The organism is Streptomyces sp. NPDC002328, assembly GCF_042890065.1.
Taxonomy (GTDB): domain Bacteria; phylum Actinomycetota; class Actinomycetes; order Streptomycetales; family Streptomycetaceae; genus Streptomyces.
Genome location: NZ_JBIARQ010000014.1, coordinates 1 through 12,252, shown reverse-complemented (window position 1 = coordinate 12,252; position 12,252 = coordinate 1). Strand labels below are relative to the sequence as shown.

Sequence of the window (12,252 nt, the reverse complement as noted above, 5' to 3'; positions counted from 1 at the left end):
TCGGGGGTGGACCACGACGGTCGCAGGTGGACCACGAGGGTCGGGGGGCCGCCGTCGGTCCGAACGGGCGTTCCGGCGGCGGCCGTTGTCATCCGGTGGCGGGTGCTCCGATGACGGAGAGGGCGCCGTCGAGGTAGGCCGTGCGGGTGGCGCGGCGCTGGATCTTGCCGCTGGAGGTCTTGGGGATGGTGCCGGGGTGGACCAGGACGACGTCGTGCACGGACAGGCCGTGGGCGTCGCCGATGGCGCCCCGGACCTGGTCGACGATCTTCTCCGCCTCGCCGGCCGCGTCGGGGTCGACCTCCGCGACGAGGACGGGCCGTTCACCGTCGACGCCGGCGTCGCCGCTGTCGACGGAGAAGGCGGCGGTGCAGCCGGGCCGCAGCGCGGGGTGGGACATCTCGGCGGAGAGTTCCAGGTCCTGCGGGTAGTGGTTGCGGCCGTCGACGACCATGAGGTCCTTCCTGCGGCCGGTGACGAAGAGTTCGCCGTCGCGCAGGAATCCGAGGTCGCCGGTGCGCAGGAAGCGGCCCTCGTGGCCGGGCAGGGTGGCGCGGAAGTGCTCGCGGGTGGCGAGGGCGTTGCGCCAGTAGCCCTTGGCGACGCTGGCGCCCTGCACCCAGATCTCGCCGACCTCGCCCTCGGGCAGTTCCTGCTGCCGCTCGGGGTCGGCGACGACGACGGTCAGGTCCGGACCGGGCCGTCCGCAGCCGATGGCGGACGCGTCGGCGTCCGAGGCGCCGTCGGCCGGGGCGAGGAGGACGGGGGGCGTGCCCACGGTGCCGCCGGTGACCATGACGGTGGCCTCGGCCAGGCCGTAGCAGGGGTAGAAGGCCTCGCGGCGGAAGCCCGCCGGGGCGAAGGTCTCGGTGAAGCGCCGCAGGGTGGCGGCCCGCACCGGTTCGGCGCCGTTGAAGGCCACCTTCCAGGAACTGAGGTCGAGTTCGTCGACGAGTTCGGGGGTGGCGTGCTTCAGGCACAGCTCGTAGGCGAAGTTGGGGCCGCCGCTGGTGTGCGGGCGGTAGCGGCTGACGGCCCGCAGCCAGCGGTCGGGGCGCTGGAGGAAGTGCAGCGGGGAGAAGAGCGTGGTGGTGAGTCCGAGGTAGACGGTGTTCAGGACCGGGCCGATGAGCCCCATGTCGTGGTAGACGGGCAGCCAGCTGACGAGCAGTTCGTGGCCGTACTCCTCGATCACCTCCGGGGTGTGGCCCATGCGTTCGGTGATGATCCGCTCGTTGTCGAGCAGGTTGCCGTGGGTGATGACCACGCCGCGCGGGGCGGAGGTGGAGCCGGAGGTGTACTGGAGGAAGGCGACGGAGTCGGCGGTGAGGTCGGGTGCGCGCCAGGAGGCGGCGGCCTCGTCGGGTATGGCCCGCGTGACCAGGCAGGTGACGCCGTCGAGTTCGGGCAGGTGCTCGGTCATCGCGCCGAGCGCGTCGATCACTTGGCGGTCGCCGAGGATCACCTTGGCGTCGGCGTCGGCGATGAGACGCTTCATCCGGGTCAGGGCGCGGTGGTTGTGGGCGCGGCCCTGCGGGGGCACGCCGGGCACGGCGACGACCCCGGCGGCGAGACAGCCGAGGTAGCCGCTGATGAAGTCCAGGCCGGGCGGGTAGAGCAGCATCGCGCGGGAGCCGGCGAGTCCGCGTTCCTGGAGCCAGGCGGCGACGGCCCGGGTGCGGGTGGCCAGCCGGGCGTAGGAGATCTCCTGGACCTCTCCGTCCGGGTCCCCCGTGACGAGGTAGCGGTAGGCGGTCCTGTCGGGCTGGTGCGTGGCGTGCGTGGTCAGCAGATCGACCAGGGAACGAGCCATGTTGACGAGTCTCACCTGTCTGAATGTGTGGCCAGGGGATTGGCGTTCGAGACGCGATCACCAGGTCCCCTCGGACGCGTGACGTCGATCCGCCCCCGTCGCCGGACCGTTGCCTCCCCCGCCAGGCTTGCTACTGGCGAGTAACACCATAACAAGCTCACGAGTGCGGAGTGTCGAACGCATGTAAACCCTGCGTATCCAAACACAGTTGGCCGCACATATGCACGAACGCCCCCATGATGACCCCGATGAAAGCTGGAACTCTAAAGCATTCATCCGGAGCGGGCACGCCATGCCCCGTACGCGAATCGGACCTATCGTGCTGATATGGAGCACGCACTCAGCCACGCGACCCTCTCCGAACTGCGCCGCCCCCGGCCCTATCCCGCGGTGTCCGTGCTGACCCCGACACACCGCCGCGAGCCCTTGAACGCCCAGGACCGCGTGCGGCTGCGCAATGTCGTGGCCGAGGCGAAGAAGCAGTTGGAGGCCGATCCGTCGGTCACCCGGGAACGGCGCGCCGACGTCGGGGACCAGCTCGACCGGGCGCTGGCCGAGGTCGACCTGACGCACACCGAGGACGGTCTGGTGATCTTCGCGGCGCCCGGTGAGCACCAGGTGTGGTCCCTGGCCCGGTCCGTCCCCGAGCGTGTCGTCCTCTCGGACACCTTCCTCACCCGCAACCTGGTCTCCGCGCGGGCCGCCGAGCGGCCGTTCTGGGTGCTGTCGGTCTCGCCGGACCGCGTCACACTGTGGAACGGCGGCGTCGACCGGGTCGTCGAGGAGCGCCGGGGCGGCTTCCCCTTCGCCCGGAGCCGGGAGAACTTCGACGCCGAGCGCATGGAACGCGTCGGCGACCTGCCGAGCACCTTCCGCGACGAGGGCACCCGCCACTTCCTGCGCGACGCCGACACCGCCCTCGGCCGGCTGCTGCGCGAGAACCCCCGGCCGCTGTACGTCACCGGCGAGCAGGCCGCGCTGTCCCTGCTGGACGAGTTCGGCGGGGCCGCCCGGCACGCGGTGCACGTCCCGCACGGCGGGCTCACCCACGCCACCCCCGACGCCGTGTGGCAGGCGGTGCGCCCGGTGCTCGACGCGCAGGCCCGGCGGGACACCGCCGACGTGGCCCGTGAGCTGGACTCGGCGCGCGGCCACAAGACCTTCGCGGCCGGCGTGGACGAGCTGTGGCAGAACGCGCGCGAGGGCCGCGTCCGGCTGCTGGCCGTCGAGGAGAACTACCGCGTCACGGTGCGCGACGACGGCGACCATCTGATCCCGGCCGAGAGCGGTGATCTCGACGCCCGCGAGGACATCGTGGACGAGATCGTCGAGCAGTGCCTGGAGACGGGCGCCGACGTGCGGTTCGTCCCGGACGGCGCGCTGGGCGACGCGGCCGGCATGGCGGGGGTGCTGCGCTACTGACGCGCCGCCGACCCGCTTCCGAGGCGGCCCGCCCCGCGCTTCTCCCGGCGACGTACCCTACGGCGTGATCACCGCCGGAGGCCGGGAGGACGGACGTACATGGGTGACCTGCTGGGCGTGGCCGTACTGGGTGCCGGACACATGGGCGCCGACCACATACGACGCCTCGATGGCGTGGTGAGCGGCGCCAGGGTCGCCGCCGTCGCCGATCCCGACGCGGACCGTGCGCGGGAGGCCGTCGCGGGGATCGACGGGGTCGCCGTGCACACCGAGGCGGAGGCGGCGCTCGACGCGCCCGGCGTCGAGGCCGTGCTGATCGCCTCCCCCGGTCCCGCGCACGAGGAGGCGCTGCTCGCGGCCTTCGCCCGCGGGCTGCCGGTGCTGTGCGAGAAGCCGATGACGCCGGAGTCCGCGGGCGCGCTGCGCGTGCTGGAGGCGGAGGCGCGGCTGGGCCGGCGGCTGGCCCAGATCGGGTTCATGCGGCGCTACGACACCGAGTACCGCGGGCTCAAGGCCCTGCTGGACGACGGCGGGCTCGGCCGGCCGTTGATGCTGCACTGCGTCCACCGCAACGTCTCCTCACCGCCCGGCTTCACCAGCGCGATGCTGATCGACAGCTCGGTGTCGCACGAGATCGACGCGGCCCGCTGGCTGCTGGGCCAGGAGCTGACCGCCGTCACGGTGCTGCGGCCGCGCCCGTCCGCCGGCGCTCCGGAGGGGCTCCTCGACCCGCAGTTCGTGCTCTTCGAGACCGACGGCGGCGCCCTGGTCGACGTGGAGGTCTTCGTCAACTGCGGCTTCGGCTACCAGGTGCGCTGCGAGGCCGTGTGCGAGGCGGGCAGCGTGCGCGTCGGCGACGACCGCGGGCCGCTGGTGACCGGGCGCGGCTCGGCCGGCACGGAGGTGCCCCAGGACTACCTGGTCCGGTTCGCCGAGGCCTACGACCGCGAGGTGCAGGCATGGGTCGACGCCACCCGACGGGGCCACGTCACCGGCCCCACGGCCTGGGACGGCTACGCGGCCTCCACCGTCGCCGAAGCCGGCGTCCACGCCCTCGAAACCGGCGCCCGCACCCAGATCGACCTGGCCCCACGCCCGGCCCTGTACGACTGAGACCGCGGAGCCGGGGCTGTACGGCTGAGGCCGCTGAGCCCGGGGCCGTACGACTGAGCCGCTGAGCCCGGGGCTGTACGGCTGGAGGTCGCCGGCCGTGACGCGGCACAACCGGAGCCGCAGACTCCGGCACGACACTGCCGGGCCGCAGAATCCGGCACGACACGGCACAGCACTGTCCGGACCGCAGGGCGCGATGCCCCGCCCTGTACGGCCGAGGCAAGCCCCTCCGGGCTCGGCGCAGCCGGACCCGGTGCCGTACGGCAGAGACCGTCCGCGCCAGGCGCGCCCGGCGCGCTACGACCGAAACCCCTCCACCCGTCTCACACGTTGCCGAGTAAGGCGTCGAGCCCCCGGTCGACCGCCGCGCCGACGTCCTCGCTGCCCGGGGCGATCACCGCGTAGCTGCGGAGCAGGAAGCGGCGCAGGGCCGCCGTGTCGAACTGGAGCAGGGCCAGGCCCATCGGCGAGTGGAACTCCACCACCGTCCGCTCCCGTCCGCACGGCCAGATCTGCACGTCACCACTGCCCGCCGGCCCGCTCAGCCCCTCCTCCAGCAGCGTGCGGCCGAAGGTCCAGGTGACCGCCTCGCCCTGGAGCGCGGCTTCCGGAGGGAAGTCCAGAAACACGGCGAGCGGATCGGCGGAGGTGTAGCGCAGCGTCGCGGCGACGGGCACCTCCCGCTCCTCCGAGGTGATGAGCCGGGCGTGGGCGGACTGTTGGACGGTGACGTGGGCTAGGTCCATGGTCGGTCTCCGCAGCGGTGAGAGGTCGGCCGTTTCGGCATGGTGCTTGTAGGACTTCGAAGGGGCCCTTCGCATTACGCAAAACCGGTAACGAATTGATGTGACCTGTGTCACGAGTGCACGCCCCGAGGGACCCGGCCCGTCGTTCTGCGGCGCTGGAGGGAACACACGGTCGCCGAACACCCGCACACCACCCGTCATACGCCCCTCGTCGTCCACCAAGTCGCGTACCTCGACTACGACTTACCCCCTGCATGACGTACGCCGAACGCACCCCGTGACCTGGCCGTGAAGACTGTGGCATATGCCGGAAGCATCACCGCATCGTGTGTTGCCAAATCCCTTACACCGCGTGGCGGGCTGTGCGAGAGTCGTAACGGCCCCTTCCGTCCGTCCCGGCCGTCCCGTCCCCCCATCGGAGTGCGTCATGCCGTCCCATCTCTCTGCGGACCGCCCCGCCGGCCAGCCGCCAGGACGCGGCCCGGTCGACACGCTGATCACGCAGACGCGACGGCTCAAGGGCGACGTGGACGCGGTACGACGGGACGCGCAGGACGACGGATCCGACCCGCAGGGCCGCTGGCAACGAGCGCTGTGCGACCTGGCGCTGCATCAACTCGACGACCTGCACGCGCACTTGGCTCAACTGCGGGACGGCCCGACGTCGGAGGCCGAGAACGCTCAAGCACCCGCACCCGCACCCGGCGCGGCGCCCGCCGCCCACCGCGACGCCCTCATCGGCCCGGTCGGCAGCGCGGAGTGGAACCTCCTCACGGACGAGGCCGTCTGGTCGGCGGAGCTGTACCGGATCCTCGGCCGCGACCCGGCCGCTCCCCCGCTCACCCTCGACGAACTCCCTTCCCTAGTAGTGGAGGAGGACCGGCGCACGCTCACGGCCATGGTCACCGACTGCCTCGTCGACGCCCGTCCCATCGACGGGGAGTTCAGGGTCGTCCGGCCGGACGGCGTGGTCCGCGCCGTGCACATGATGGGCGAGCCCGTCGTCGACGCCGACGGCAGCACCTGCGCCATGTGGGCCGTACTGCGGGACGTCAGCGACCTCCGTCGCGGCCGGCAGGAGGTGAGCGAGACCCAGGAGTCGTTACGCCGCCACCGCCGAGCGGCCCGCACCGAGCACCGGTTGACGGCAGAGGTCCAGGAGGCCGTGCTGCCGCCCGGCCGGGGCGCCCTGCGGCTGCCGCGCCGAGGCCCCAGCTGTCTCGACCTCTCCGCCCGCCACCTGCCCGCCGACGCGAACTCGCCGATCGGCGGCGACTGGTACGACGCCCTCGAACTCTCCGACGGCGAGACGCTGTTGAGCGTCGGAGACCTCACCGGGCACGGACCGGCCGTCGCCTCCACCATGGCGATGATGCTGGGCGCCCTGCGCGGCATGGCCATGGCCGGCACCCGCCCCGCCCAACTGCTGTCCTGGCTGAACCAGTTACTCGACGCCAACGCCCAACCGGCCCTGGGCAGCGCCGTATGCTGCCGCTACCTCCCCGACCGCCGCACCCTGCTGTGGGCGCAGGCCGGACACCCCGCCCCGCTGCTGTTCCGCGACGGGACGGGACGCCGGCTGACCTCCCCGGACGGCGTGCTCCTCGGCGCCACCCCGGGCGCCGTCTACGGACAGGCCGAGGAGACGCTCGAAGTGGGCGACCTGCTCCTGCTGCACACCGACGGCCTGCTGCCCGGCGGCGCACCGGCCGACCCGGACCGCCTGCTCGGCCTCGCCCCCCGTCTGAACGGGGCGCCCACCGCGCAGGACTGCGTACGGATGGTCGTGGAGGAGTGCGGCGAGCGGGGGCGCGAGGACGACGCCTGCGTGCTCGTCGCCCGGGTGCCGGCCCCCGACCGCCCCCTGACCTCCTGACCGGCCTCGCCGGCACACGATGCCCCGACACCGGCCGAACCGGCACCGGCCGAACCGACGGCGGACCTCCCGGCCGGCTCACAGCGAGACGCTGTCGCCGCCGCTGCCCCCCTTCGCCCTCGACGTCTTCGGCAGCGCCTGCCGGATCTCCTCCCGCAGCTCGTGGATGCTCGGGTAGGCGGCGTACGCGGCGCTGAGCCGGTACATCTGGCGCAGCCGGTCCCACGTGCGGCGCGAGGAGTTCTGCCCCATCGACACCAGGGCGAGACGGGCGAACCGGTCCGCCTGCTCGGGGTCGTCGGCGATGAAGCAGGCCGAGGCCATCGACAGGAAGTCGAAGATCTTCGACCGCTCCTGGGCGTCGATCCGCAGCGCCAGCGCCTTGTCCGCGTAGTGTTGGGCGTGGGCCGCCGCGCCCGGCTCGAACTCGGCGAGCGTGCGGTAGGCGAGGGCCTGCATGCCGTACAGATCCGCCTCGTTGAACAACTGCATCCAACTGGGCGGCGGCACATCGCTCTTGTCGGAGACGAACAGGTCCTCCGCGCGGCCGAGGGTGCGGCGCATGGCCTGGCCCTTGCCCATCGAGGCCTGCGCCCACGCCTCGACGGTGTGGAACATCGCCCGGGTCCGCGGCAGCACCTCGTCGCCGGAGCCGGACTGGGCGAGCTTCATCAGGTCCAGGGCGTCGTCGGGCCGGCCCAGATGGACCATCTGACGGGCCGCCCGGGACAGCGCCTCACCGGCCCGGGGCCGGTCGCCCCCCTCGCGCGCGGCGTGGGCGGCGATGACGAAGTACTTCTGGGCCGTGGGCTCCAGACCGACGTCGTGCGACATCCAGCCCGCGAGGACGGCGAGGTTGGCGGCGACGCCCCACAGGCGCCGCTGGAGATGGGGTGGGTGGTGGTAGGCGAGCATGCCGCCCACCTCGTTGAGCTGACCCACCACGGCCTTGCGCTGGAGTCCGCCGCCGCGGGCGGCGTCCCAGGCTCGGAACACCTCCACCGAGCGCTCCAGTTCGTCGACCTCCGCCGTCCCGACGGGAGCGGCCTCGTAGCGGTCGAAGTCGGCCGAGTCGGCCTGCACGAGGGGATGGTCGACGACGGGTGCGTCGGCGGAGAGGATGGGGTCGGTGTGCAGCCAGTCGTACATGGCGCTGCTGAGTGCTGAGCCCGCGGCGAGCGCGGCACCCGCGCCCACCAAGCCGCGTCGGTTGAGCATGAGGTCCATTCCCGTGAATTCGGTGAGGACCGCGGCGGTCCGTTCGGGCGCCCACGGCACGCCGTCGGGATGTTCCGCACTCCCGCCGCCCCGCCGTTTCCCCGCGCGCCCGTGCCGTACCAGACCGAGGTCCTCGATGGTCACGACACGGCCGAGACGCTCGGTGAACAGAGCCGCCAGCACCCGAGGCACCGGATCGCGCGGGATCTCTCCCGTGTCGATCCAACGCCGCACCCGGGAGGTGTCCGTCGCCAGCTGGGGGTGGCCCATGGCCGCCGCCTGCCGGTTGACCAGCCTCGCGAGTTCACCCTTGGACCAGCCGGCCAGGCCGAACAGGTCCGCCAGGCGGGTGTTGGGTTGTCCGCTCACGTCAAGCCCCCAGGTTCTCGGCTGAGTTGACAGTAGCCCGCAAAAGTTGCCGGGCGACTATTCGCCAGGGTTTCGCCAGGGTGCGCCAGATGGTGTGCCACTGGGCGATGGGTGTCAGGTAGGAACGCGCCACCCCGACCCGGTCGCCGAGGGACATTCCCCAGGGTGCACCCGTAAGGGCCGGTCGGGGCAGCGTTCTTACGTCCGGCACACGAAGGGATCTGTTTCGCCCATGTACGCAGCATCGTCCTCCGTGTCCGCCCCACCCCGGTCGCCGCGCATCCGTCCGGGCGGCGGCCCGTATCTCGACCCCGCCCGGCCCGCGCCCCCCGTGCTCGGCGCGGGCCGCGGCCGGCGCCCCGCGGGGCTCGGCACGCAACCGCTCAGCGGGAGACTCGACCTGTCCGGCCCCCAGGGCGCGCAGCTGCGCACGGCGATCGCGTCGGTGCACCGGATCTGCCCGGAGTTCGCCCCGGTGCAGGTGCTGCGCCGCAGCGGACGCTCCGTGCTCCTGGTCGGCACGACGGGACGCAGCACGGCGGTCGCCAAGTGTTTACTGGACCACTCGCCCGTCTGGTCCGAGCGGATCAGGCACGAAATAGGCGCATACCGCACGTTCGTCCGGCACCGCCCCCCTGTGCGGGCGCCGAGACTGATCGCGGCGGACCCGGACAACTGCACCCTGGTCATCGAGCGGATGCCGGGCCGGGTGGCCGCGCTCCAGCGGCACCCGGTGGAGGCCCCGCCGCGGACGGACATCAGGGCGGCGCTCGGCGCGGTCTGCCGGCTGAACGCCTGGCGTCCCCCGGCGGGCGCCTTCGACGCGCCGCTGGACTACCCGGCCCGGATCTCCCGGTACCACGAGCTGGGTCTGCTCACCGACCGGGACCTGGGCGACCTCCAGAAACTCCTGCGCGGCATCGCGGCGACCGCGGGCCGGCAGGGCATGGGCCAGTTCTGCCACGGCGACGCCCTGCTGTCGAACATGCTCCTGTCACCGGCCGGTCCAGTGCTGGTGGACTGGGAGCACGCGGGGTGGTACCTGCCGGGCTACGACCTGGCGACGCTGTGGGCGGTCCTCGGCGACGCGCCGGTGGCGCGCCGTCAGATCAGCCAGATCGCGCAGTCCGCGGGCCCGGCCTCACGGGACGCGTTCCTGGTGAACCTGATGCTGGTCCTGACCCGGGAGATCCGCACCTACGAGACGGCCGTGCAGCGTTCCCTGCACGACACGACCCCCACGGCCCCGGGGATGGCCCACCCGGGCGCCGCGCCGTCCGGCGAGGAGCAGCGGCTGCTGCTGCGGCGGCTGCACGACGACTGCCAACTGGCCCGACGGGCCGTTCGGGCGGCGGTCGGCACTCGCTGAGGGGAGGAAGGTCCGCGGTGCGCCAGAGCGGCGGCGCACCGCGGACCTTTCTGTTCACACCGCGGACCTCTCTGTTCGCAGTGCCTCACCTTTCCGTCCTCGCCGTCGGCGCGAAACGCGCCGGACCCCTCTTGACAAGGGAAATCGCCTGCCTGTGGGCATGATTGACGGATCGTCGGCAAGCCGGTACGACTAACGCACGTTCGGCCCCGCACGCCCCGCTCCGCTCGCTCGTCCCAGGAGGCCGCATTGCGAGGACCCGTTCCCTCCCCCCACTCCCCCGCCGGACGCGGACGCACCCGCAGAACCGCCGGCGCCTTCGCCTCGGCGGCCCTGCTGATGCCGCTGATGGGCGCCGCCCCGAGCCCCGAGCGCGTCTCCTCGGCCACGCTCCAGAACGCGTTCGCGGCCGCCGCCGCCGAGTACCGGGTGCCGCAGAGCGTGCTCCTGGCCGTCTCCTACCTCCAGTCCCGCTGGGACGGGCACGCCGGCGCGCCGAGCGTCACCGGCGGCTACGGCCCGATGCACCTCACCGACGCCCGCACCGCTCTCGCCACGGCCCCGCACCACAGCGAGGGCACGGAGGATCCGCGCGGCGACGACGCCCGCCCGGCCCTGCGCCCCCAGCCGGACCTGTCGAACGCCGCCGACGTCCCGGCCCGGCTCAGCACCCTCGTCAAAGCCGCCGAACTGACCGGCCTGAGCCCCGAGCGCCTGCGCACCGACCCCGCGGCCAACATCACCGGCGGGGCCGCCCTCCTCGCCTTCGCCCAGCGCGACCTGGGGGTGCCGCTGAGCGCCGACCCGGCGGACTGGTACGGCGCGGTGGCCCGCTTCTCGGGGGCCGACGACAGCGCGACGGCCGCCGCGTACGCCCACGACGTGTACGACGTGATCCGCACCGGCGGGGAGCGCACCACCGACGCCGGGCAGCGCGTCGCGCTGGCCGCCCAGCCGCGCCTGGCGCCGAGGACGGCGCAGCTGCGGCAGACCGGTCTGCGGGCGCCCGCCGCCGCGGGCACCGAGTGCCCGAGCACCGTCTCCTGCGAGTGGATCCCGGCGCCGTACCAGCAGTTCGGCGACGACGACTACGGCAACCACGACCTGGGCGACCGTCCGAAGTCCCAGTCGATCAAGTACATCGTCATCCACGACACCGAGGGCGGCTGGGAAGGGGTCATCAACCTCGTCCAGGACCCGACGTACGTGTCCTGGCAGTACTCGCTGCGCTCCACCGACGGCCATGTCGCCCAGCATGTGAAGGCGAAGGACGTGGCGTGGCACGCGGGCAACTGGTACGTCAACGCCAAGTCGATCGGCCTGGAGCACGAGGGGTTCCTGGCCTACCCGGACTCCTGGTACACGGAGGCGATGTACCGGTCGTCGGCCCGCCTGGTGACGTATCTGGCCGCGAAGTACGGCGTCCCGCTGGACCGGCAGCACATCCTCGGCCACAACAACGTGCCGGGACCGACGACGGCGACGGTGCCGGGGATGCACACGGACCCTGGTCCGTACTGGGACTGGGCGCACTACTTCGAGCTGCTGGGCCGTCCGGTGAAGGCCACGGGCCGCAAGAACAGCGGCCTGGTGACGATCCGGCCGGACTACGCGGCCAACCAGCCGGTTTTCACGGGCTGCGTCGCCCCGGGCGAGCCATGCGCGGCGCACGGTTCCAGCGACGTACGGCTGTACTCCGACCACGACGAGAAGTCCCCGCTGATCAAGGACGTCGGTCTGGGCACCACGCCGGGCACGGGCGTCAACGACATCTCCTCGCGGGTCTCCACCGGTCAGCAGTACGCGGTCGCCGACCGGTGGGGCGACTGGACGGCGATCTGGTACCTCGGCCAGAAGGCCTGGTTCCGCAACCCGCCGGCGCAGCCGACGGCGGTGCCCGCCAAGGGTGTGGTGGTGACCCCGAAGGACGGCCTGGACAGCGTCCCGGTCTACGGGCGCGCCTACCCGGAGGCGTCGGCCTACCCGGCGGGCGTCCCGGTGCAGGCGGTCTCGCCGCTGCCGTACCGGCTGCCGAAGGGCCAGCAGTACGTGGTCGGTGACAAGGTGCCGGGCGAGTACTACTACGCCGTCAGCTTCGCCACCGACGCGCACAAGGTCGTGGTCGGCAAGGACGAGTACTACGAGATCCAGTTCGGACACCGGGTGGCGTTCGTCCGCGCGGCGGACGTGCGCGTGTCGGCTTCCTAGAAGGCTCATGAAGATCTTGGGGCTCTGGCCCTGCCGCGTCAGCGGCAGGGCCAGACTCGTCATGTGGCGATGGGTGAGTGGGTCGGCGAGACGGTCGGGCCTGACGTATGGGAAACCT

At 72.6% G+C, this 12,252-nt stretch carries 8 protein-coding genes; 5 read left to right on the top strand and 3 right to left on the bottom strand.

Features of this window, described 5'->3' with window-relative positions:
- Nucleotides 1-88: 88 nt before the first annotated feature.
- Complete coding sequence (locus ACFYX4_RS29125; protein WP_389339526.1) at nucleotides 89-1,813, bottom strand: fatty acyl-AMP ligase; 1,725 nt, start codon at nucleotides 1,811-1,813, stop codon at nucleotides 89-91.
- Nucleotides 1,814-2,140: 327 nt separating this feature from the next.
- On the opposite strand from ACFYX4_RS29125, the gene ACFYX4_RS29120 reads away from it, so the two are divergent.
- Together ACFYX4_RS29120 and ACFYX4_RS29115 are read left to right on the top strand one after the other, a co-directional pair.
- Entirely contained in the window at nucleotides 2,141-3,235 is a 1,095-nt protein-coding gene (locus ACFYX4_RS29120) for a chemotaxis protein (protein ID WP_389339524.1), read from the top strand.
- Between the two features lie 99 nt (nucleotides 3,236-3,334).
- Complete coding sequence (locus ACFYX4_RS29115; protein ID WP_389339522.1) at nucleotides 3,335-4,348, top strand: Gfo/Idh/MocA family protein; 1,014 nt, start codon at nucleotides 3,335-3,337, stop codon at nucleotides 4,346-4,348.
- A gap of 323 nt (nucleotides 4,349-4,671) precedes the next feature.
- On the opposite strand, the gene ACFYX4_RS29110 is transcribed toward ACFYX4_RS29115, so the two are convergent.
- Nucleotides 4,672-5,094 carry an SsgA family sporulation/cell division regulator gene (locus ACFYX4_RS29110; RefSeq protein WP_389339520.1) on the bottom strand — a complete coding sequence of 141 codons (423 nt, stop codon included), beginning with the start codon at nucleotides 5,092-5,094 and terminating at the stop codon, nucleotides 4,672-4,674.
- Nucleotides 5,095-5,521: 427 nt separating this feature from the next.
- On the opposite strand from ACFYX4_RS29110, the gene ACFYX4_RS29105 reads away from it, so the two are divergent.
- On the top strand, nucleotides 5,522-6,970 hold the full coding sequence (locus ACFYX4_RS29105; protein WP_389339518.1) for a PP2C family protein-serine/threonine phosphatase: 1,449 nt from the start codon (nucleotides 5,522-5,524) through the stop codon (nucleotides 6,968-6,970).
- Between the two features lie 78 nt (nucleotides 6,971-7,048).
- Here ACFYX4_RS29105 and ACFYX4_RS29100 read toward each other — a convergent pair whose 3' ends face one another.
- The gene (locus tag ACFYX4_RS29100) at nucleotides 7,049-8,557 is read right to left on the bottom strand and encodes a hypothetical protein (RefSeq protein WP_389339516.1); all 1,509 of its coding nucleotides are present in this window, start codon (nucleotides 8,555-8,557) and stop codon (nucleotides 7,049-7,051) included.
- A gap of 232 nt (nucleotides 8,558-8,789) precedes the next feature.
- Here ACFYX4_RS29100 and ACFYX4_RS29095 point away from each other — a divergent pair, with 232 nt between their 5' ends.
- Both ACFYX4_RS29095 and ACFYX4_RS29090 read left to right on the top strand, forming a co-directional pair.
- Nucleotides 8,790-9,926 carry an aminoglycoside phosphotransferase family protein gene (locus ACFYX4_RS29095; protein ID WP_389339514.1) on the top strand — a complete coding sequence of 379 codons (1,137 nt, stop codon included), beginning with the start codon at nucleotides 8,790-8,792 and terminating at the stop codon, nucleotides 9,924-9,926.
- 339 nt (nucleotides 9,927-10,265) lie between these two features.
- Entirely contained in the window at nucleotides 10,266-12,134 is a 1,869-nt protein-coding gene (locus tag ACFYX4_RS29090; protein WP_389339822.1) for an N-acetylmuramoyl-L-alanine amidase, read from the top strand.
- Nucleotides 12,135-12,252 lie beyond the last annotated feature (118 nt).